The following is a 20,771-nucleotide window of genomic DNA, read 5'->3' on the forward strand; positions in this document are numbered from 1 at the left end:
ATGGCATTTAGAAACATAGACCAGTTTATAGAAGCTTTAGAGACAGCAGGGGAGCTTATCCGTATAAAATCGTACGTTGATCCCAAACTTGAGATTGCTGAAATAACAGATCGCATCAGCAAAACAGCAGGAGGTGGTAAAGCTCTTTTATTTGAGAATACCGGATATGATTTTCCGGTATTGATGAATGCTTATGGAAGTGAAAAGCGGATGTGTATGGCTTTGGGGGTTAATCACCTTGATGATGTTGCACATGAGATCGAAGGTTTGTTTAAAATGTTGAGTGCTCCCAAAGAAGGGATGCTGGATAAACTTAAGATGCTTCCAAAATTGGCTCAGTTTTACAGTTGGATGCCAAAAGTTATTTCCGGTAGAGGAGCTTGTCAAGAAGTTGTAATTACTGAGAATCCGGATATTACTAAACTACCGGTAATTACTTGTTGGCCAAAAGATGGTGGCCCCTTTGTTACACTACCCGTAATTCATACAAAGGATCCGCTCTCGGGTTCTAGAAACGTTGGTATGTATCGAATGCAAGTATTCGGGCCACAATTAACGGGTATGCATTGGCATAAACACAAAGTAAGTGCTAAACATTTCTCAGAATATAAAAAATTGGGAAAGAAAATGCCTGTTGCGGTTGCCCTTGGAGGAGACCCAGCCTATGCCTATTCAGCAACAGCGCCGCTTCCCGAGAATGTTGATGAATACATGTTAGCAGGATTCCTTAGAAAAAGGAAAGTGGAACTTGTAAAGTGTATCACTCAGCCGGAAATTGAAGTTCCTGCCGATGCGGATTTTATTATTGAAGGGTATGTAGATCCCGCTGATGAACTTATTTGGGAGGGACCCTTCGGAGACCATACAGGATACTATTCGCTTCCCGATTTTTATCCTCGTTTTCATATTACCGCAATTACCCATCGTAAGAAAGCAATTTATCCAGCAACTATTGTAGGTATACCACCACAAGAGGATGCCTGGCTTGGCAAAGCAACAGAACGCATCTTCCTTGCTCCAATTAAAATGACCATGGTTCCGGAAATTACCGATATGGACATGCCTGTTGAAGGAGTATTTCATAATTTGGTGATCACTCAAATTCAGAAAGATTATGCCGGCCAAGGTCAAAAAGTAATGAATGCGATGTGGGGAGCCGGTCAAATGATGTTCAATAAAATATTAGTGCTGGCCGATACAAAGGTTAAAATACAAGACTATAAGGCATTGGCCCAATACGTGTTCAAAAACTTAAACCCCGCTCAAGATATTACCATCTCCCAAGGGCCGATGGATGTGTTGGATCACAGTTGCAGTAAACTTGGATTTGGTGGGAAGATATGTATTGACGGAACGTTCAAATTTGATGAAGAAATTGACGATCAAGTTTTAAATACAGCCCCGCCTAAAAATTTGGATACAATCGCTATTGAAAACAAATTTGAATCAGTGGTAGCTATCAATGCAGATTTGTTGAAAGAAGATATAGCCTGTTTGATTGTGTCTGTAAAGAAATCAAAATCGGGTGAAGTTCGCGAACTACACGAAAACATAGCGAAGCTTCCTGAATTGGAAGGGGTTAAAATGATTCTCTATGTTGAACATACAGTGAACCCTAGAGATTTGCCAGTTGCACTTTGGCGATTTTGTAACAATATGGATCCCAAAAGAGATCAAACAATGGTGCAAACTGCTTCAAAAACAGTTCCCGGAAAAGTACATGCATGCATTGGCTTAGACGGAACCATTAAAACCAAAGAATTCGATAATTTCCAGCGAAACTGGCCGAATATCATTGTGGCCGATGATAAAACAATTGAAGCGGTTGACGCCAAATGGGCTGAACTTGGTTTGGGTGAGTTCTTGCCCTCGCCTTCGCTCAAATATAAGAGCCAAATGTACGGGGAAGAAGCGGTGGCCGATTAATTCACCACTTTCAATACCAATGGTTCGTTCATTAAATCGATCATCTTTTTGTAAAAATCTTGGATCGTAGGATACTCTGTTGCAACGAATACAAATCGCGTAAAATCCAACCGATACCGTATAACAATCTGATTAGTTGCGGCGTCCCTGTTCACTGTTCGCGTGAAAACAATGCTTTTATCCGGCATTTGTAGCGTCATGCTTTTCGGCAAAGTCTCGGGTTTAAAATCGGAAGGAGTTGTAATAACCTGAGTATAGGCAAGTATATTGTTGGTTACAAAATTGATGTCGGTGAACCTCACTTTTGATACAAATTCATTCTTGTAAAACTCAGTAAACAAATTAAGGTCGTATATCAAATAATCTCCATTTACACTCGGGGCCAAAGAAAAATCAAATGCTTGCTCAAGGGGCAATGAATCAGAGTTCTCATTTTTAAATTTTAGACTATCTATTTTTAAAGCAGTATTGTCTTTCAAAAGATACCTGTTCTTATAGGTTTCCATTCCTTTGGTTGCGAGTGTCAATTGCTTGTTGATTTTCGCATAATCGTAGCTAGAAATTGAAACTTGACCACTTAATAATCCGGTTTTATCGATTGTAGATTGTATTCCGATAAAGTTCTTAATAGAGTGTTCACTATCGGCTAGTTTTATAAGCATGGGCTTTTTCCTTGATACTACAAAACCGGTGGTATTTAATAATTGATATGAAATCAAACCAATCGGTGTTTTGTAATCAATAGCATCTAGGAAATAAGGTCTGCCGTTGATCAGGGTCATAGAAACTGTTTTGTTGAATTGATCTTCGAAAGGGTAGGAGGGATCTACTTTTCCATGTCTCCTTTCGCTTACCAATACCGGTTCAGTATCTAATCCTGCTTCTTTCAATAAGTTGACCAATAGAATATTCAAACATCCATCATTACCTGTTTTTTTATCCCAAATTCGCTTCATTGTTTCACTGGCATAGCGTGAGCCGTATCCATCGTGCGCGAAGTTTTTACGAATGTAATTGTAAACAAAAAGCATTCTCGAATATGGATCTGCAATTGATTTGGCTTCTTTTATCAATGCATCAGCACCCGGAACATTTCGATATACTTCCTTCCCGAAATATTCTGATGAATTCAATTCTCTGGCAAGTTCTTCCCAACTGGTTGCATACTTCTGCAGCGTTCCAAAGGAGTTTCGATATTCTGCTAATTGAAAAACTACTTTCTGCCGATAATCTTCTTTGGAATCCATTAAGGGTTCATCCCTAAGTGAAGCAATGTTTTTCATTTCGAAAGAAATCTTTCCTTCGTCTGGCATTGGTTTTATAGCAATTGGTAGAAAAGGACTCTTTTTAACCCTATACTGAAAGGCTACCGAAGGCAAAATAGTTAGGTGATAATGACTAATAAGAGTGGGCATGTCTGTTTGAAATTCCCACTCATCAAGGCCCGAATAGCTTCTTTTTGTGTCTTCGTACTTATATTCGATAATACTTCCCACTCTTACATTAGGCATGGCAATTTTAACCGTACTGTAAAAATCATTTTCTTGTTTACGAAAGATCGATTTCTTGTCCAGGGAAGTTCTAGTAGGATATCCTTCAGAACTTATGGTGTATACATACCCTTCAATTGCTGCTATTGATTCAAAATCTCCTTTACTGTAATAAGGAATCACAATATTGCCTCTTTCGATACCACTTTCTTTTAGAATTTTGATCTTAACTCTCCGCTCTGTTATTAACTCGTAATTGGAACCTGGAACTGCAACAGCATAGTCGTATAAAACAACAGCATCAGCATCTGGGTCAAAATCGCAAACTTTCAATGCAATGTCTTCCGGAGTAATGGTGCCATAGTCTGGAATCCCAGCAGGCTTCTGAGAATAGGCATGTATGTTTAGTAGAACAATCGCTACCATTAATAATTTCCTCATAGTTATTCTTTTTTAAGAACAATCTTCTGTTGCAATTCTTTCAATACCTTATTGAAAAAATCGTATGCTTCTTGATATTTTGCTGCAGGAATCTTATTTCCGGTTACTTTAATAAAGTTGATAATGCTAACCTCCGATTTCGTTGCGTCGAAAGCATAGAGCGCTTTAAATGAACCTTGACTGAACTCGAAAGAGTTGTTTTTAGGAAGATTGTCTACAATGAATCCTTTTGGAATCTTGATAACTGTCGTGTCATTTTGTACTAAAGGAAAATCCATATAGTAGTCGTTGGTTCGGTTTTCGACTTTTGGCAAATTGTCGACCCAGAATTTATTCAAACGTTGACTTAAAAAGAATTTAGATCCGGTGCTGAAATCTGGAATTTTTTCATACTCGCCTTGGAACTCAACTACCAACAATTCATGCGTGCCAACTTTCTTTTCAAGTTTCATTTCATCGGGTTGCTTGAACCCTCTAACATTGATCAGGTATTGCTTTCTTGTTTGCTCGCCAGCTTCAAATAAATAGTGGTCGTATTCAGAAATGTACTCACCGGTCATTGACATAACAGTTGTAACCGAACCGCTCGCATCTTCATTAAATGTAATCACAGAATTTGCAGAATAGGTATTTTGCTCTGCTTTGCTTTTAGGTGTTGAAACCATTGTACCACCATCATCAGTAATCAAAAAAGCATTTCGATTTTCGGTGAAATTTCCCAGCACTCCAAAAGGTTGCGTTCTACTGGTACATTCTAGCCAAATAGTATCTTTTGGTTGAGGTACACATAAGATAACATGGTTAAACGCGCTTTGCGGGAAATCGGGATCTACCGGCATTTGATCACTCCCGGCATTGATAACAGCGTAGTGACTCTTGATATTTACCGCGTTCAGCGTTGCTTGCATGAAATTGCTTAAGGCTTTACAATCACCGTACTTTTTAGCATCAACGAATTCTGCGCTGAAAGGTTTCCAACCGCCAATACCCAGTTGTATGCTTACATACCTAAAATTCTTTTGTAAGTATTCGTATAGAATCTTTATTTTTTCACGGTCAGACCCCGCCGATTTTACTAATTCTCTATAGAATGTTGCTTGAGCCGGAGGAAGCTGATTGGTTTGCTTGATCAAGCTTGATTGCCATTTACCAAATGATTTCCAGCTTGACATATCGCCCGCATAATCATCCATTTCGAACAAGGAAGGGGAGATCAATACGCGCGGATTGTCGCGCTTAGCACTTCCGGGTTGCGATTTCAGGGGCAATACATTGTTGACGGCCCAGTAATAGCTGATATTGTCGCCCGTTTCCTGAATTAATGGAGTTAAGTTGCAGCGATAGTTTTTATACCGTACCCTATTGTTTTTTGAAGTAACGATTTTGAAACTCGATTTTTGAATACTCGCATCGTACTCTTGAAAATCAAAATCGGGATATTCTAAGAAGCCGTTGTAAGTAAGTGTATAGTTGATTTCTACCGTTACCGGATATTTGTCGGTTGTTAATTCACCAATAATGATATAGTCATCATTTGCAATACTGATACCATCTCCAATTGGGAACTTAGAGAGATCTTTTTTCTTTAATCTTTTCACATAGTTGCCCCATTCATCAAACATGTCAATATCTATATCCCCAACTTTATTGAACTTATCTTGAAACCCTCTAAATATAAGTTCGTCTTTTCCTTTCGCATTCAATATGGTTACCACTCTCTTAACCGAAAGTGTACCTTTCCCAGGGTTCTTAATGATAAGCTCTTGTTGTTGATCTCTCACAACAACATCTGCTTCTTTTTTCAGACTATCTGGTATATATGTTGCTGCGTATAAAGGCTTAACCTGAGCATTTAAAGCCATCCCCGAAAGAATGGCTAAAATGAACAAAAAACTATATTTCATGGACGAAAAATTATGGTTTTGGTATGGCGGCTGATTTTTTTCTAATTACGTACTGTTCACTTAGGAGTTCAAAAAGTTTTTTGTAAAACTCTCTGAAGTTTGGATAGTCTTGAACAGAGTAAAAGGGTTGTTTGAAATCCAAATTAATGCGCACGGAAATTGTACCGTTTTCTGAAGCAGTAATTCGTGAGAATGTGATACTTGTATCAGGCATCATCATTCGAACGTTTTTCGGAGCATCCTCCACCACATATCCTTCGGGAATTTTGAAGTTGCCAATGATAGTATAGCTTTGGTTGATTCCAAAAAACACATCACTAAAACGATCTTCCGCTACGAATGGATTTTTCTCTAAGCCTGTAAACATGTTTACACTAAAGAATCGGTAGTCTCCCGATCCTCCCAATGGTGTTGAGTACTTGAATTTTTGAACCAGGGGCAACGAATCATGGGTTTCATTTTCAAAAGTCAAGTCTGAAATTTGAATATCGCTATTGTCTTTTGTGAGGTAAGCCTTTCGATAGTCGTCTTTACCCTTCTTTAGTAGTTCAGTTCTTGGAATTCGAGCGTAATCATTGCTGTTGATTACTGCTTCACCTTTTAAACTTCCGGCATCATCTACATTTCCTTGAATAATGATCATGTTCTTTTTCAAGGCTTTATTGTTCCAAAGCGTTCTCCAACCCCACTGATAGGTCTCCAATTTTTCAATTACCAAACCTTGGGTTACCAATACATCTTCAGGAATTAGATGCGTTGGGGTGTTTTTATCCGATGCATCTAGAACATAGGCTTGCTCATCGATAATAACATAGGCCATAACTTTGTCGAAGTACTCAAACGAAGGAATCAATGTATTAATTTGACCATTCTCCCTTGTACTAACCAATACAGGATAAGCATCTAAACCTGCATCCTTCAATAGATTCACCAGAATCAAATTGATCTCACTCGCAGTACCTTTTTTGTCTTTCCAGGCTGCTTTTACGCCATCATATGAATAGATGGAAGTGTATCCATTATCAGTCATGTTTTTTGTAACATAGTGATGGATTGTTTTCATCCGTTCATAAGGGTTTGTTACGGTGCGCAATGCCGCCTCAAGGTCATCTGTTCTTGGAATGTTTTTCTTCAATTGAACTCCAAAATCATCATCCTCCATTAATTCTTTGATGATACCGGGCCATGAACGTACCAAACTCTGTCTGCGACCATCGGAAAGGGTTACCGCAATTAATCGTGCATCTACTCTTTGTAAATAATCATCGTCTGTGCTAATAAAAGGTTCGTCGCGAAGTGCAGGTACATTGCTCATACTAAATTGCTTTACAGATCTATCACCTCTAACCGGTACTTCTTGAGCTTGGTATTCTAAACTACAGTAAGGAACTAAATTGATTTCTAGCTGAGTTGGAACATCGGTTTTCAGGCGACTGTAATCCACAGGGATATCTCTTTGGAAATACCAGCGGGGGAATCCAGGGTTACGATGGATATACTTATACTCAATTACACTTCCAACTTTAACGTTAGGAAAGGCAATGACCATTTCTGTATATCTCTTGTTTAATGGCTTTTCAATAATCGACTTTTTGTCAACCGGTGTTGCCACCACAGTACCATTTGCATCAACATTATAGGTATGCGCTTGAAACTTCATGATCGATTCATCATTTCGATAACTGTGGTAACGAATTTTGACGTTTGCATGATCAAGGCCGGATTCTTTTAAGATTTTTATCCGAACATGTTTCTCCAGCTGGATGTTTCCAACAACATCGCACACAAATTCGCCAACATCGAAAAGCACTTCGGCTTCGGCGTCTTTGTCAAAATCGCATACTTTTTTCTCTAAAACTGATTTTTCGATATTACCGTATCCTGGAATATCTTTGTTGTCGTTCTTTTTTTGGCCGAATACAATCGACCCTGCCAGTAGAAGGCACAGTAGTAAAAAGGAAGGTTTCATAAATGGTTTAAATTAAGATCGCGCGATAAATATATACATAATTTTAAATCTGCGAATTTTTTGTCTATGCAAGTTTGTAAAATTTATTTCAAGACTATTTTTCTGTTCTCGCTTTTACTGCTACTCAGTACTTACACTTACAGTCAGGCAAAGCCTAAAGCAGCCCAAAATAATTCAGTTTCAAAAGTGAACACGTTGCTTTGGGAGGTTTCCGGGAATGGGCTGAAAGCGCCGACTTATGTTTTTGGTACTATGCATGTTTTATGTGCAGAAGATGCGCAGTTAAGCGATTCACTCAAAACAATAATTCATAAAGTAAATGAGGTATATTTTGAGATAGACATGGACAATATCATGCAAATGATGGGAATGCTACAGCATGTAAATATGAAAGGCGGGGTGAAGTTGTCAGATCTGTTAACTGTAGATGAATACAAAAAATTGGAAACCTATCTTAAGGCCAAAAGCCCGCTGCCCTTATCGATGATGACTCGTTTTAAGCCCTTTTTCATTAGTGGATTAATTACCGAATCGGGGCTCGATTGTAAAGAAAAAGATGGAATGGAATCGGCAATTATGAAGGAAGCAAAAGCTCATGATAAGGTTATCAACGGCTTGGAAACCGTGGCCTATCAAGCAGGTATTTTTGATAGTATTCCTTATAAAGATCAAGCCAGAGAATTGATGAGATATGTGGACAGTGGATCTTACTACTTAGATCAAACAAAGGCCTTGGTATCGGTTTACAAAAAGCAAGATTTAGACGAAATTGAAAAAATGACGGTTCAATCGGATCCTGGAACATCGAACTACTTGGACCTTTTATTGTTCAATCGAAATAAGAATTGGGTGAAGAAGCTACAAGAACTCATGCCAAAAGGTTCGTATTTGATTGCTGTAGGAGCGGGGCATTTACCGGGAAAACAAGGAGTATTGCAATTATTGCGCAATGCGGGGTATACAGTTCGTCCAATCCCTAATGTTGTAAAATCAGGAATTGAAGCAAACCCATAAAAAAAAGAGGCATCGCCTCTTTTTTTATTTAGAATTTTTCAAGTCCACTGAAGAAGAAACTTCCTTCGATCGCTGCATTCTCGTCTGAATCGCTTCCGTGTACTGCATTTTCACCAACAGATGTCGCAAACAGCTTGCGGATGGTGCCTTCTGCAGCTTGAGCCGGATTGGTAGCACCAATCAAGGTTCTGAAAGAAGCTACTGCGTCGTCTTTTTCCAAGATTGCCGCAATGATGGGACCACTGCTCATGAATTCAACTAATTCGCCAAAGAAAGGGCGCTCTTTGTGCACTGCATAGAATTCACCTGCCTTTTCAGCACTTAATTTAGTTAGCTTCAAAGACACAACACGGAACCCTTCTTTAATGATTCGATCAAGGATCGCTCCTGCATGGCCATTTTTCATGGCATCAGGCTTAATCATGGTAAACGTACGATTACTCATAGTCTGTTTTTCAATTTAGGCCGCAAAGTTACACTCAATTTGCTTGAGTTCATAATTTATCGTCGATTTAGGCATTTGAATTTGGGATTTGGCCATTATTTCCGCAAATTTGCCAACTTCAAATGGAACAAATTCAAGCGTTATACCCACTTTTAGGTAGCCCACGAAAAGTGGTTATTACTACTCACCAAAAGCCCGATGCTGATGCCATGGGCTCGTCTTTAGGACTTGCTGCCGTCCTCAAAAAATTAGGCCACCAGGTTACAGTAGTGTCGCCCACTAATTGGGCCGGATGGTTAAATTGGATGTCGGGAGTGGATCAAGTAATTGATTTCGAGCACAATAGAGAGAAAGTTGCAGGTATCTTGAACGATACGGAATGGCTGTTTTGCCTAGATTTCAATATTTTTCACCGTACCAAGCATTTGGCCGGTTTGCTGGCAGCCGCTAACTGCACCAAAATTCTAATCGACCACCACCAAGAACCTGATACCCCTAATTTCAACTATGGAATTAGCAATACCGGGAAGAGCTCTACTTGCGAAATGATTTATGATTTTATCCAAGAAAGTGGAAATGATCATTTACTAGATCAAGATATTGCAGCTGCACTGTATGCCGGGGTGATGGCCGATACCGGCTCATTTAGATTTCCGGCTGCATCTGCCAGCGTTCACCTAATGGTTGCACGATTGAAGGCTACCGGGCTCAATCATACAAAAGTTCACGAAAATGTTTATGATAATTTCCTAGAAAATCGCCTTCGATTCATCGGACACATACTTTCGAACAGAATGGAGGTTTACTATGAATTGAATACCGCATTGATTGCAATCTCTAAAAAGGATCTTCTGCGCTATCAAATTAAAACCGGTGATACTGATGGTTTGGTCAATTATCCTTTGAGTATCCAAGGTATTAAAATGGCAGCTTTAGTGATTGATCGCGACGAAGAACGCAAATGGAGTTTTAGAAGCAAGGGCGACTTCGACGTAAATACATTTGCGAGACGCCATTTCGAAGGTGGTGGGCATTTCAACGCCTCCGGCGGTAGAAGCAGCGACAGCCTTGAATCAACAGTGCATCATTTTCAACAAGTAATCAAGAATTATGCTGAGGAATTGGGGTAGCGCCTTAAAACCGCGTACCTTTATCTTTCTCTACGATCGCAACAATAAATATTAAAAAACAACAAATGAAAAGACTCAGTTTGATGGCGTTGGCTGCCTTGTTCGTGCTAGGTTTTGCTGCATGTAATGGTGGCGGTAGTTTTAAACGCACTAAAAGTGGATTGATGTACAAGATCATTTCTGATCAAAAAAATCCACTTCCTAAGAATGGACAATTTCTAAAGTTTGAATACGTTCAAAAAGTTCGCGATTCAATTTTATTCAGTTCTGCTGAAAATGGACCTGCTTACGTTGTTATTGACAGCGCAGCCACACCAGACTACAACCCCAATGAAATTTTTGCTTTCCTTAGAAAAGGGGATTCAGCCGTTGTGATCATTGAAGCAGATACCATTCGCAAAAAGAATGGTGGTCAGTTACCCGCTTTCTTAAAGTCGAAAGACAAAGTATACCTCACTATCAAAGTAATCGACCTGTTTGCTACCCAAGATTTAGCGGATGCAGACAGAAAGGCTACCATGGAAGTTTACATGAAGAAAGCCGAACAAGAAGCTGAAAAACAAAAATTAAAAGATCTTGAAACACTGAATGCATACGTAAAATCGAAGAATATTACCGTTCAATCTGCGCCCCAAGGAACTTTGGTAGAAATTACCAATCCTGGTACCGGTGCTCAAGTGGATAGTGGTAAGTACGTTTCAGTAATGTATACTGGTCAAACTATGGCTGGTAAAGTGTTCGACTCAAGCATTGATCCTAAATTTCAACACCCAGGCCAACCGTACACTTTTATGATCGGTGGTCGTGGTGCGATCAAAGGCTGGGATGACGGATTGCGTTTGTTTAAGAAAGGGGGGAAAGGTCGTTTGTACATTCCTTCAGCCTATGCTTACGGAAAACAAGGAGCAGGTGAAGACATCAAGCCAAACGAAAACCTAATTTTTGATGTAGAAGTTGTGGAAGTTTCTGATACAATGCCTAAATCGGCGCAGCAAATGCCTGGTGGTCATTAATCAATAAGATATCAATTAGAAAAGGCAACGAATTTCGTTGCCTTTTTTATTGCAATAAATTATAGAGCGTAATACATTCTGTTGCTTCTTTTACATCGTGTACTCTTAGAATATCTACGCCACGTTCTAACGCATACATATGTAAAGCGGAACTTGCGCTAAGCGCTTCCGTTGCACTGATATTTAGTGGTTTATAAACCATCGATTTTCTTGAAATTCCAATTAATAAGGGGGCGCCAATAGCTTTTAAAGCCGCAACAGATTTCAGTAGTTCATAGTTCTGAGCTACAGACTTCCCAAAACCAAATCCAGGATCGAGGATGATATCATTGAGGCCTTTTTTTCTCAGGGAATCCAATTTGGATTCAAAAAAACGCAGCACTTCAGCACTCACTTGATTGGTTTGCATGGCATCCGTTATCGATTCCAAATTTCCCGGTAAATGCGTGCATACGTAGGGTGCTCTATACTGCTGAGCTACTTCAAGTATTTCAGGGTCATAACTGCCTCCGGTAACATCATTAACAATAGATGCGCCTGCTTCCAAGGCAGCTGCTGCAACGGAAGAATAGTAGGTGTCAACTGAAATGATAATATCTGGATATGACACACGAACGGCCCTGACAGCCGGAACTACTCGTTCCATCTCAACACTTGCAGGAATTCTTTTACTTCCTGGTCTTGTGCTTTGTCCACCTAAATCCAGTATCCCGGCTCCATCTTGAACCATTTGGTGGGCTTTAGCGAGAATGTCGGGAAGGCTGTGAACTCGGCTGTCTGAAAAATAAGAATCCGGTGTACAATTAATAATCCCCATAACCATGGGTTTATTCACAATCAACAACTTACCCTTACAATTCAAACTAAAAATTGACATTGAATCTTTATTTTTGGACGATAAAATTGCACATTTATTTCCATACCCAACTTAATTTGAACGGGAGAAGTATATTTTATGAGTACAATTGATCAGTATAATAAGGCGGTACAGGGTTGCAGAGACATTTTCGTCAAAAAAGCGAGTGATTACGGTACCGCTTGGCGCGTTTTAAGAATTATTTCGGTTGTTGATCAAATTTTCATCAAAGCCCAACGTGTCAAAACACTTCAGCAAACGCAAGTTCAAAAAGTTGGAGATAGTATCACCAGTGAATTCAAAGGCATTGTGAACTATGGAGTAATTGGGTTGATCCAGTTAGAATTAAATGGCGAAAGCATGGAAGATCTTCCCATCGATAAGGTACAGCATTGGTTTGATACAAAAATTGAATTCGCAAAATCAGTGATGCTTGATAAAAATCATGATTATGGAGAAGCATGGCGAGATATGAGCCAGGAAAGCTTTATTGATCTGATTTTGATGAAACTTTTACGAATCAAGCAAATTTTAGCCAATGATGGTAAAACGCTGATTAGCGAAGGCATTGATGCGAATTTCGTTGATATTATTAATTATTCGGTATTCGGATTGATTCTGATTGAAGAAGGAAAACATAAACCATAATTACTTTTTATGAAAGCAGTTTGGATGATCATTCGATGGGTAGTAGGGCTACTGTTTATCTTTTCCGGTTTGGTGAAAGCCAATGATCCATTAGGCTTGAGCTACAAAATGCAGGAGTTTTTTGAGGTTTGGAACCTGCACCAATTCAACGAATACACTTTAGCGTTATCGATTGCAATGATTGGCTTTGAAATTATTGCTGGAGTTGCTGTGATCGTTGGCTGGCAAATGCGTTTATTTAGCTGGTTATTGCTGCTACTGATTGTGTTTTTTACCTTCTTAACCGGATACGCCGTAATCTCCGGAAAAATAAAGGAATGTGGTTGTTTCGGAAATTGTATTCCGTTAACTGCTATGCAATCGTTCATTAAAGACTTGGTACTAACTGGGCTGATACTTCTACTATTTTCTCAAAGAAACAAGTTCAAACCGTTGTTCTCAACCATGAACAATGTATTGGTACTATTCTTTAGTGCAGTCTTCAGCTTTTCTTTCATGTGGTACACATTGTTGCACCTTCCTGTAGTTGACTGTTTGCCCTACAAAGAAGGGATAAATATTCTAGGCGGCATGAAAATACCTCCCGGTGCAAAGCCTGATAGTACTGTTATTACTTTTGTGTACAAGAACAAAGGGAAAGAAATTGAATTCACAGCCGATAAGTTCCCTGAAGACTTCAATGATACTACTTATGAATTTGTTCGTCGCTATGATAAACTGATTCGTCAAGGTGACGCGGTGCCCGCAATTAAAGATTTTTCGCTCACCAATCAACAAGGACAACCTGCAACCGAAACTATTTTGAATGCCGAAGGTTATAAAGTCTTCTTTTTCTTGAGAGAAAATTACAATCAAGGCGACTGGATTCCAAAGGCAGAGAAATTGATCTATGAATCGTCGCATCAAGGTGGAATTCCAGGGGTTTTGATAACAAGTGTTCCCTTACAAGAATTGTATGAAAAACCTCCCGGATTGTTTTATCAAGTAGCACCTTTTACCTGCGATGCTACTGCCATAAAAACGGCTGCAAGAGCAAATCCAACCATCTTCTTAATGAATAAGGATACAATTGTTAAGAAATGGAGCTATGCCGATATTGACGATGCCATTAGAACCATCCGCAAGATCTATAAGCAATATTAATTTATGATCAACTTCCTCGTCAAAAAGTTGGCCTATGGCTGTTTGGTGATGATGGGAGTGGTGTTAATTGTTTTCTTACTATTTCAAGGCTTTGGAGATCCTTCTCGGTTAGTTCTTGGACAGAGAGCCGATGCAACTACCCAACAAAATATTAGAAAGGAACTTTACTTAGACCAACCAAAATGGAAACAATTGGTTCTGTATGTAAACGATTTGTCTTTCGTCAGTTGGTACGATAGTTCAACCTTAAGAAACAGGGCGAACTACCTTAGCCTCATCGTAACGAGTAAATCGTCAATTGTATTAAAGTTTCCTTACTTGCGACGTTCCTATCAGTCAAAGCGAGAGGTGGGTACTGTTCTTGCCGAAGCCTTACCGGGAACCTTTTTATTAGCCCTTACGGCTATGTTTTTGGCATGTGTTATTGGAATACCTCTTGGCGTATTGGCCGCAAGGTATAAAGGTACATGGGTTGATAGTTCCGCCGTTTTTACCGGAATTATTGGTATTTCGGCACCTTCCTTTTTTATTGGTATCATCATCGCCTATTTGGTAGGGTTCCTTCTTTTTCCTTATATAGGACTGCCAATGAATGGCAGCTTGCATGAAACAGATGCTTTTCTTGGTACTCATCTTCAACTAAAAAATTTGATCTTGCCTGCCATTACCCTTGGAATTCGTCCAATGGCGATAATTACTCAACTCACAAGATCTGCTATGCTGGATGTTTTGCAACAAGATTTTATCAGAACAGCAATAGCAAAGGGTCTTAGCGCTCAAAAGGTTATTTGGAAACATGCCCTTAAAAATGCGCTCAATCCTGTTATAACAGCTTCAACCGGTTGGTTTGCCGAATTGCTAGCGGGTGCTTTTTTTGTTGAGTATATTTTTGGTTGGAAAGGTATAGGAAAAGTAACTGTAGATGCATTGGAAAAGCTTGACTTCCCTGTGGTAATGGGTTCTGTTCTTGTATCAGCCTTATTTTTTGTATTAATGAATATTGTTGCTGATCTTCTAAATGCTTGGAATGATCCCAGAATTCGATTGGGTTAAAGAATAGCTACTTCCGAAATTTGATTTTGGCCCAACCATTCATTGACCCTTTTTATTATGTTCTCTTTTTGATACAACAGTTCTTGTTTCAAAGGAGCTACCGGAGTTTTTATGAAAAGAGTATGCCCTTGAATCTTTATGCTCTCCGTATATTTTGCGATGGTTTTGCCCATAATCTGTTCCCAAGCATCTTCTATTTGAATAGCTTGAATCGATGTCTTGATCTTACTTTTGTTCAAGAATTGTTGAATGGCGTCACCTAATGAAAACTCCGACATGGCCCAAAATTAATCATTAGCGCTTATTTCATTTCAATTAATTGAAAGTCTCTGTTGAGCTGATTGAAATGAGTTTTGATCCTTTCGGCATGGGTATCAGTGATAATGATCTGAGTTTCAGTTCCTGCGCTAACTTGAACTAATAAATTATGCATTCGTTCTGCATCTAGCTTTTCAAATACATCATCAAGTAATAATAGAGGAGAAAACCCCTTTTGTGATTTAAGGTATTCAAAAGCTGCCAATTTAAATGCAAACAACAAGCTCTTCCTTTGACCTTGAGAAGCTATGTTTTTAAAGGGCTCGTCGAACAAGGTTGTGATAATATCGTCGCGGTGGATTCCTTGGCTGGTTCTTTGCAGCATGCGATCCTTCTCAAGATTTTCTGCCAATAAAGAGCGCATCGACTTTGAATGTAAGAGGGAAGAATACTGCAGAGTCAGTCCTTCATCTTTTCCCGCAATCGACTCATAGAGCTTGCCAATGATTGGAATGAGGATTCCAAGCACTTCTTTTCGAGTACTAAAAATTCGATCGCCAAGAGGAGACAATTGTTCGGTGTATACATCTAGAAGCGCTTCATTCCAGGTTCTGGTTTCCGTAAACTGTTTTAGAAGACTGTTGCGTTGTGTTATCAGCTTGTTGTAGTAGATCAAATCTTGCAGGTAAGTTCCATTCATTTGGGAAATCAAACTATCGAGATAACTACGCCTAACCTCGCTTCCTTCTGTAATTATTTGAATATCATCGGGCCCGATCATAATGGCTGGAAACAACCCAATGTGTTGTGAAATCCGAGAGTAGGGGATGCCGTCAACCAAAAACTCTTTTTTGCCGTTCTCTCGTAAAATGGCGGTAACCGTATTTTGCTGCCCTTCTTTTTCGAAAACAACTTCGAGCCTAAAGCCGGATTGACCCTTTTGAACAACCATTTGATCTGATTTAGTAAAATACGATCGGGTAAAACAGGCATAGTACAAAGCGTCGAGCAAATTGGTTTTTCCAATACCATTAGGACCAGCGATCCCAACAAGGCTATTTTCAACGGGGAACTCCCTTTGACCATAATTCTTGAACTGTAGCAATGATATTTTGGTAACGCGAAGCATTTTCAGCCTGCAAGTTAACTTCGTTTTGGCTAAGATGGGCTGATTTGAATTCCGAAATCTGATTTCTTGGTTTTTTGGTAGAAATCGGTGGTTTTCAATACCTAAATCCTTGAATTTTTTATATCAGGATGCTGTTTTTAAAATGGGTTGAACCCCTTATCTTTGCCCCCGCTAGGACCCTTGGGTTTTGGCGTCACCATCAAATTCAATTAAACGTGGCTACAAGATTTTCCAAAGAAACTTACATGTATTGGTACGAATTGATGTACCTGATTCGCCAATTCGAATTAATGGCAGAAGAAAAGTATAAAATGGAAGGTAAAATTCGAGGCTTTTTCCATGCTTATGTGGGTCAAGAAGCTATTGCAGCCGGTTGTATGACCGCTACAAGAATTGAAGACCCATTTGTTACAGGTTACCGTGACCATGGATTGGCATTGGCAAAAGGTGTTAGTCCCGAGTCTTGTATGGCTGAATTGTATGGGAAGGCTACCGGATGCGCAAAAGGTAAAGGTGGTAGTATGCACTTCTTTGGAAAAGATGTCGCTTTCTTTGGCGGTCACGGAATTGTAGGTGCTCAAATTGGAACCGGCGCCGGATTGGCGTTCGCTGAAAAGTATAAGGGTACTGACAATGTAAGCTTGTCATTCTTTGGCGATGGTGCTGCTCGCCAAGGTATTTTGCACGAGATTTTTAATATGGCAATGACGTGGAAGCTTCCTGCGATCTTCTTGTGTGAAAATAATAACTACGCAATGGGTACTTCTGTTGCTAGAACTAGTAACGTACAAGACATCTATAAACTGGCAGATGCTTATGAAATGCCGGCTGATTCAATCGACGGGATGAGCCCAGAAGCGGTGCACGATGCAGTAGCTCGTGCAGTAAAACGCGCGCGTGAAGGTGGAGGCCCAACACTTATTGAATTGAAAACATATCGTTATAAAGGGCACTCCATTTCTGATCCGCAGAAATACCGTACCAAAGACGAAGTGGAGGAGTACAAACAACGTGATCCAATTGAACATGTGTTGAATACAATTCTTGAAAACAAGTTTGCAACTCAAGAAGAAATTGATGCGATCAACAAACGTGTGAACGACAAAGTAGCAGAATCAGTGCGTTTTGCTGAGGAAAGCCCTTGGCCTAATGAAGATGAAGTATTGAAAGACATCGTTATGGAACCTAATTATCCATTCATTGTAGACTAATAGACAACTAACACCAAGAAAAAAAGAATATGTCAACAGCTGAACAGCAAAGTGTAGCCCCTCAAAATGTAGAGGAAAAAGTAAGCCAGAGTGCGGAGCAGTTCTGGAGTAAAAACAGTAAGAAAATCCTGATTGCCCTGAGCGCAGTGGTGGTTTTAGTAGGTGGTTATTTCGCATATGATCTATTGATTAAGAAACCTGCTGAAAATAAAGCGTTGGACGCTATTTGGACCGCCCAAGCCGCTTTTAAAACCGATTCATTCAAATTAGCTTTGAACGGAAACGGAACCAAAGCCAATATCGGCTTTTTAAAAGTTGCAAAAGAGCACAGTGGAACAAAAGCCGGCGAACTAGCCAAATTCTACGCTGGTGTGTGTTATCTTAAACTGGAGGACTTCAATAACGCTATTAAGTTTTTAGAAGATTTCTCAACTAGTGATCCAAACTTGCAAATTCGTTTGTATGGTAACCTAGGGGATGCTTATGGTGAAACAGGTAAGTTTGACAAAGCTGCCGATTACTATAAGAAAGCAAGTTCTGTGTTTGAAACAGATGAAATAAACAGTGCAGAATACTTGTATCGCTTAGCTCAAGTGTATGAAAAACTTGGGAAAAACGCCGAAGCAATTACAGCTTACAAACAATTAAAAGAGAAATTCCCTGCATCTTTACATTCAAATGATGCGGACAAAAACTTAGCTCGTTTAGGCGAATTAAATTAATATGGCTGACGTAAGTAATAGTAAATTATATAAAATCGATACGGGCATTCTTAATAAGGATGCCCGTATCGTTATTGTTCGAACCGATTGGAATGCTTCGATTCTTGATAAATTAGAGGAAGGATGTGTGGCTTATTTGAATGAGCAAGGTTTCAAAAATTACCAAGTTGTCAGTGTGCCTGGTGCTTTCGAAATACCCTTTGCAATTAAAAATCATTGGGAAAAATCGAGTAACTCCTCAAAGCCGGTAGCTTATATAGCACTTGGATGTATTATTCAGGGAGATACGCCACATTTTGACTATGTGTGTAAAGCTGTTACCGATGGTGTAGTTCAATTAAATCTAAAACTTCCTGTTCCTACTATTTTTGGTGTCCTTACTGTTCTTACAGAGGAACAAGCGATCGAAAGGATAGGAGGCAAACATGGTCACAAAGGAACCGAAGCAGCTATCACAGCATTAAAAATGGCTGCATTGGCACAATCAAAAGCATAATAGTTATTGCAATGGAACAACTTCAAGATAAACCAACGGTAGCAATCTTTGTCCCTTGTTTCATAGATCAACTTTATCCTCAAACAGCCTTTAATATGGTGAAAGTGCTGGAAAAAGTGGGTTGTAAAGTTGTGTATAATACAGAACAAACTTGTTGCGGGCAACCTGCTTTTAATGCCGGCTTTCGAGATGAAGCAAAAGCAGTCTGTACCAAATTTGTGAACGATTTTAAGAACGCCGAAGTTGTAGTTGCGCCAAGCGCTTCATGTATTGGCTTTATTAAGAACTATTATCCTGCACTTTTTGACAATTCATCCCTTCATAATGAAGTAAAAGAGCTGCAGAAAAAAGTATATGAGTTCACCGATTTTCTGGTGAACGTATTGAACGTTACTGATGTGGGTGCCAGTTTTAATGCAAAAGCCACTTATCACGATAGTTGTGCGGCTTTGCGTGAATGTAAACTAAAAAAGGAACCCAGAATCCTCCTAGAACATGTAGCGGGGTTGGAGCTGGTAGAAATGGCAGATGTTGAAACTTGCTGTGGATTTGGAGGCACGTTTGCTGTGAAATTTGAACCGATCTCCATCGGGATGGGCGATCAAAAAGCGAATAATGCAGCTGCAACCGGCGCTGAATGCATCATTTCTACGGATATGTCTTGCTTAATGCACATCGATGGAGTCGTAAAGAACAAGCAACTTTCATTACAAACCTATCACATCGCTGATATATTGGCCAGCGGTTGGTAACAATCCTTTCTCGTGGCAAAGTCTAATTCGAGTCCTAAATGGCATTGGGATACCATCGCGAACAGCCCTGTTTTACTACTCGGTGCTATTTATGTGATGTTCACTTATACGAATTCATTTATTAATAGTAAGAATTGGAGACCTTTTATCAGTAATTCCGTCTTGGGTACTGTTTGTAAAATTTTCGTTGGAATATTAATGCTGTTGATTCTCTTTTTTTTGGTGAAAATGTTGGTGCACGCTGTTACTTCCGGAATTCGAACGGCGCTGTCTAAGTCAATTCAGCCAATCTTCGATTGGATAGCAAACCTGCTCATTGTGCTCACTGTTGGCTTTGGAATATATTACGGCATCGTTCATGCCAAATACCTCTTCGCTCTTACAGGTGTGGTTTCAGTACTGCTATTTACTTCATTCATTGATCATTTAAAAACTGTTTTCTTTGCAAAATAAAAAAGTCGTGATTGTTATCAACCACGACTACAACATGAAAAGAAGGCCCTGAAAACAAGGCCTTCGTAAGAGCATTAGCTCTTGGGTAACACCACATGATCTATAACGTGAATCACGCCATTACTTTGATAAACATCTTTGATGGTTACATATGCCTTACCTCCGTTTTCGTCGGTGATCAAAACTTTGTTGCCTTCCATTGATACAATCAATTTCCCGCCTGCTACAGTAGTTAATACTGCTTTACCTTTCCCTTCTTTAATTTTTGCCGCCAATGTCTTTGCATCAAGTTTACCTGCTACCACATGATAGGTAAGTACGCCTTGTAATTTTGCTTTGTTTTCGGGTTTCAAAAGTGTTTCAACAGTTCCTGCAGGTAACATTTCGAAGGCTGCATTTGTTGGTGCAAATACTGTGAACGGGCCCGCAGTTTGCAATGTTTCAACCAATCCGGCTGCTTTAACAGCTGCTACCAGCGTGGTGTGGTCTTTCGAATTAACTGCGTTCTCAACGATGTTTTTAGATGGATACATAGGAGCGCCACCAACTTCTACTGTTTTTTCTTGAGCCATAGCTCCGTTAAAACCTACCATTGCAACCAATGCAACTACTACTGTGAAAATGCGTTTCATAAATAAAAATGAATTGTGATTAATTGATTTGATTTTGAAATCGTTTACATGTAACGAACATCATCACTTACGGGGAATGGAATTTT

Annotated in this window: 20 protein-coding genes; 12 read left to right on the plus strand and 8 right to left on the minus strand. The window is 39.5% G+C overall.

Annotated elements, in window-relative coordinates:
* Complete coding sequence (locus ACQ2HE_RS06790; protein WP_430897124.1) at window positions 1-1,926, plus strand: menaquinone biosynthesis decarboxylase; 1,926 nt, start codon at window positions 1-3, stop codon at window positions 1,924-1,926.
* Here ACQ2HE_RS06790 and ACQ2HE_RS06795 read toward each other — a convergent pair.
* Genes ACQ2HE_RS06795 through ACQ2HE_RS06805 form a run of 3 tightly spaced genes read right to left on the minus strand, consistent with a single transcriptional unit; the run spans window position 1,923 to window position 7,730 of the window.
* A complete protein-coding gene (locus ACQ2HE_RS06795; RefSeq protein ID WP_430897122.1) occupies window positions 1,923-3,857 on the minus strand; it encodes a DUF3857 domain-containing protein in 1,935 nt (644 codons plus the stop codon). The genes ACQ2HE_RS06790 and ACQ2HE_RS06795 overlap by 4 nt on opposite strands.
* Window positions 3,858-3,859: 2 nt before the next feature.
* The gene (locus ACQ2HE_RS06800) at window positions 3,860-5,761 is read right to left on the minus strand and encodes a DUF3857 domain-containing protein (RefSeq protein WP_430897120.1); all 1,902 of its coding nucleotides are present in this window, start codon (window positions 5,759-5,761) and stop codon (window positions 3,860-3,862) included.
* A gap of 10 nt (window positions 5,762-5,771) precedes the next feature.
* Window positions 5,772-7,730, minus strand: coding sequence for a DUF3857 domain-containing protein (locus ACQ2HE_RS06805; protein ID WP_430897118.1), 1,959 nt, complete (start codon window positions 7,728-7,730; stop codon window positions 5,772-5,774).
* A gap of 66 nt (window positions 7,731-7,796) precedes the next feature.
* Here ACQ2HE_RS06805 and ACQ2HE_RS06810 point away from each other — a divergent pair, with 66 nt between their 5' ends.
* Window positions 7,797-8,744 (plus strand): TraB/GumN family protein, encoded by a 948-nt coding sequence (locus ACQ2HE_RS06810; protein WP_430897117.1) that lies wholly within the window; start codon window positions 7,797-7,799, stop codon window positions 8,742-8,744.
* A gap of 28 nt (window positions 8,745-8,772) precedes the next feature.
* Here ACQ2HE_RS06810 and ACQ2HE_RS06815 read toward each other — a convergent pair whose 3' ends face one another.
* The gene (locus tag ACQ2HE_RS06815) at window positions 8,773-9,189 is read right to left on the minus strand and encodes a nucleoside-diphosphate kinase (protein WP_430897115.1); all 417 of its coding nucleotides are present in this window, start codon (window positions 9,187-9,189) and stop codon (window positions 8,773-8,775) included.
* Window positions 9,190-9,311: 122 nt separating this feature from the next.
* Between ACQ2HE_RS06815 and ACQ2HE_RS06820 the strand changes: the two genes are divergently transcribed.
* Both ACQ2HE_RS06820 and ACQ2HE_RS06825 read left to right on the plus strand, forming a co-directional pair.
* Window positions 9,312-10,319 (plus strand): DHH family phosphoesterase, encoded by a 1,008-nt coding sequence (locus ACQ2HE_RS06820; protein ID WP_430897113.1) that lies wholly within the window; start codon window positions 9,312-9,314, stop codon window positions 10,317-10,319.
* 65 nt (window positions 10,320-10,384) lie between these two features.
* On the plus strand, window positions 10,385-11,332 hold the full coding sequence (locus ACQ2HE_RS06825; protein ID WP_430897111.1) for an FKBP-type peptidyl-prolyl cis-trans isomerase: 948 nt from the start codon (window positions 10,385-10,387) through the stop codon (window positions 11,330-11,332).
* Window positions 11,333-11,378: 46 nt separating this feature from the next.
* Here the strand turns inward: ACQ2HE_RS06825 and folP are convergent, their stop codons facing one another.
* Window positions 11,379-12,209 carry a dihydropteroate synthase gene (folP, locus tag ACQ2HE_RS06830; RefSeq protein WP_430897109.1) on the minus strand — a complete coding sequence of 277 codons (831 nt, stop codon included), beginning with the start codon at window positions 12,207-12,209 and terminating at the stop codon, window positions 11,379-11,381.
* Between the two features lie 78 nt (window positions 12,210-12,287).
* On the opposite strand from folP, the gene ACQ2HE_RS06835 reads away from it, so the two are divergent.
* From ACQ2HE_RS06835 to ACQ2HE_RS06845, 3 genes are read left to right on the plus strand one after another with little or no spacing between them, the layout of a single operon-like run.
* Window positions 12,288-12,836: a DUF1599 domain-containing protein gene (locus tag ACQ2HE_RS06835; protein WP_430897107.1), complete on the plus strand. Its 549-nt coding sequence runs from the start codon at window positions 12,288-12,290 to the stop codon at window positions 12,834-12,836.
* Between the two features lie 9 nt (window positions 12,837-12,845).
* The gene (locus ACQ2HE_RS06840) at window positions 12,846-13,979 is read left to right on the plus strand and encodes a BT_3928 family protein (protein WP_430897105.1); all 1,134 of its coding nucleotides are present in this window, start codon (window positions 12,846-12,848) and stop codon (window positions 13,977-13,979) included.
* Between the two features lie 3 nt (window positions 13,980-13,982).
* Complete coding sequence (locus tag ACQ2HE_RS06845) at window positions 13,983-15,032, plus strand: ABC transporter permease (protein WP_430897103.1); 1,050 nt, start codon at window positions 13,983-13,985, stop codon at window positions 15,030-15,032.
* Here ACQ2HE_RS06845 and ACQ2HE_RS06850 read toward each other — a convergent pair.
* Both ACQ2HE_RS06850 and recF read right to left on the minus strand, forming a co-directional pair.
* Entirely contained in the window at window positions 15,029-15,310 is a 282-nt protein-coding gene (locus tag ACQ2HE_RS06850; RefSeq protein WP_430897101.1) for a DciA family protein, read from the minus strand. The genes ACQ2HE_RS06845 and ACQ2HE_RS06850 overlap by 4 nt on opposite strands.
* Window positions 15,311-15,333: 23 nt before the next feature.
* Complete coding sequence (gene recF, locus ACQ2HE_RS06855) at window positions 15,334-16,419, minus strand: DNA replication/repair protein RecF (RefSeq protein ID WP_430897099.1); 1,086 nt, start codon at window positions 16,417-16,419, stop codon at window positions 15,334-15,336.
* Between the two features lie 215 nt (window positions 16,420-16,634).
* Between recF and pdhA the strand changes: the two genes are divergently transcribed.
* Genes pdhA through ACQ2HE_RS06880 form a run of 5 tightly spaced genes read left to right on the plus strand, consistent with a single transcriptional unit; the run spans window position 16,635 to window position 20,053 of the window.
* Window positions 16,635-17,630 (plus strand): pyruvate dehydrogenase (acetyl-transferring) E1 component subunit alpha, encoded by a 996-nt coding sequence (gene pdhA, locus ACQ2HE_RS06860; protein WP_430897097.1) that lies wholly within the window; start codon window positions 16,635-16,637, stop codon window positions 17,628-17,630.
* Between the two features lie 29 nt (window positions 17,631-17,659).
* Complete coding sequence (locus tag ACQ2HE_RS06865) at window positions 17,660-18,352, plus strand: tetratricopeptide repeat protein (RefSeq protein ID WP_430897095.1); 693 nt, start codon at window positions 17,660-17,662, stop codon at window positions 18,350-18,352.
* Between the two features lies 1 nt (window position 18,353).
* Window positions 18,354-18,848 carry a 6,7-dimethyl-8-ribityllumazine synthase gene (gene ribH, locus ACQ2HE_RS06870; protein ID WP_430897093.1) on the plus strand — a complete coding sequence of 165 codons (495 nt, stop codon included), beginning with the start codon at window positions 18,354-18,356 and terminating at the stop codon, window positions 18,846-18,848.
* Between the two features lie 11 nt (window positions 18,849-18,859).
* Window positions 18,860-19,600, plus strand: coding sequence for a (Fe-S)-binding protein (locus ACQ2HE_RS06875; RefSeq protein WP_430897091.1), 741 nt, complete (start codon window positions 18,860-18,862; stop codon window positions 19,598-19,600).
* A 12-nt stretch (window positions 19,601-19,612) separates the two neighbouring features.
* A complete protein-coding gene (locus tag ACQ2HE_RS06880; RefSeq protein WP_430897090.1) occupies window positions 19,613-20,053 on the plus strand; it encodes a hypothetical protein in 441 nt (146 codons plus the stop codon).
* Window positions 20,054-20,127: 74 nt separating this feature from the next.
* Here the strand turns inward: ACQ2HE_RS06880 and ACQ2HE_RS06885 are convergent, their stop codons facing one another.
* Window positions 20,128-20,685 carry a fasciclin domain-containing protein gene (locus ACQ2HE_RS06885; RefSeq protein WP_430897088.1) on the minus strand — a complete coding sequence of 186 codons (558 nt, stop codon included), beginning with the start codon at window positions 20,683-20,685 and terminating at the stop codon, window positions 20,128-20,130.
* Window positions 20,686-20,771 lie beyond the last annotated feature (86 nt).

The sequence above is a fragment of the Endoryza foliicola genome (genome assembly GCF_050589245.1).
Taxonomy (GTDB): domain Bacteria; phylum Bacteroidota; class Bacteroidia; order Chitinophagales; family Chitinophagaceae; genus Endoryza; species Endoryza foliicola.

What these genes read in the sequence shown, in the direction of transcription:
- ACQ2HE_RS06840 (WP_430897105.1), top strand. Translation starts at nt 12,846, where the DNA reads ATGAAAGCAGTTTGGATGATCATTCGATGGGTAGTAGGGCTACTGTTT.
- ACQ2HE_RS06815 (WP_430897115.1), bottom strand. Translation starts at nt 9,189, where the DNA reads ATGAGTAATCGTACGTTTACCATGATTAAGCCTGATGCCATGAAAAAT.
- ACQ2HE_RS06825 (WP_430897111.1), top strand. Translation starts at nt 10,385, where the DNA reads ATGAAAAGACTCAGTTTGATGGCGTTGGCTGCCTTGTTCGTGCTAGGT.
- folP (WP_430897109.1), bottom strand. Translation starts at nt 12,209, where the DNA reads ATGTCAATTTTTAGTTTGAATTGTAAGGGTAAGTTGTTGATTGTGAAT.
- ACQ2HE_RS06795 (WP_430897122.1), bottom strand. Translation starts at nt 3,857, where the DNA reads ATGAGGAAATTATTAATGGTAGCGATTGTTCTACTAAACATACATGCC.
- ACQ2HE_RS06845 (WP_430897103.1), top strand. Translation starts at nt 13,983, where the DNA reads ATGATCAACTTCCTCGTCAAAAAGTTGGCCTATGGCTGTTTGGTGATG.
- ACQ2HE_RS06810 (WP_430897117.1), top strand. Translation starts at nt 7,797, where the DNA reads ATGCAAGTTTGTAAAATTTATTTCAAGACTATTTTTCTGTTCTCGCTT.
- ACQ2HE_RS06850 (WP_430897101.1), bottom strand. Translation starts at nt 15,310, where the DNA reads ATGTCGGAGTTTTCATTAGGTGACGCCATTCAACAATTCTTGAACAAA.
- ACQ2HE_RS06835 (WP_430897107.1), top strand. Translation starts at nt 12,288, where the DNA reads ATGAGTACAATTGATCAGTATAATAAGGCGGTACAGGGTTGCAGAGAC.
- ribH (WP_430897093.1), top strand. Translation starts at nt 18,354, where the DNA reads ATGGCTGACGTAAGTAATAGTAAATTATATAAAATCGATACGGGCATT.
- ACQ2HE_RS06875 (WP_430897091.1), top strand. Translation starts at nt 18,860, where the DNA reads ATGGAACAACTTCAAGATAAACCAACGGTAGCAATCTTTGTCCCTTGT.
- ACQ2HE_RS06790 (WP_430897124.1), top strand. Translation starts at nt 1, where the DNA reads ATGGCATTTAGAAACATAGACCAGTTTATAGAAGCTTTAGAGACAGCA.
- ACQ2HE_RS06800 (WP_430897120.1), bottom strand. Translation starts at nt 5,761, where the DNA reads ATGAAATATAGTTTTTTGTTCATTTTAGCCATTCTTTCGGGGATGGCT.
- ACQ2HE_RS06820 (WP_430897113.1), top strand. Translation starts at nt 9,312, where the DNA reads ATGGAACAAATTCAAGCGTTATACCCACTTTTAGGTAGCCCACGAAAA.
- ACQ2HE_RS06865 (WP_430897095.1), top strand. Translation starts at nt 17,660, where the DNA reads ATGTCAACAGCTGAACAGCAAAGTGTAGCCCCTCAAAATGTAGAGGAA.
- ACQ2HE_RS06885 (WP_430897088.1), bottom strand. Translation starts at nt 20,685, where the DNA reads ATGAAACGCATTTTCACAGTAGTAGTTGCATTGGTTGCAATGGTAGGT.
- ACQ2HE_RS06805 (WP_430897118.1), bottom strand. Translation starts at nt 7,730, where the DNA reads ATGAAACCTTCCTTTTTACTACTGTGCCTTCTACTGGCAGGGTCGATT.
- recF (WP_430897099.1), bottom strand. Translation starts at nt 16,419, where the DNA reads ATGCTTCGCGTTACCAAAATATCATTGCTACAGTTCAAGAATTATGGT.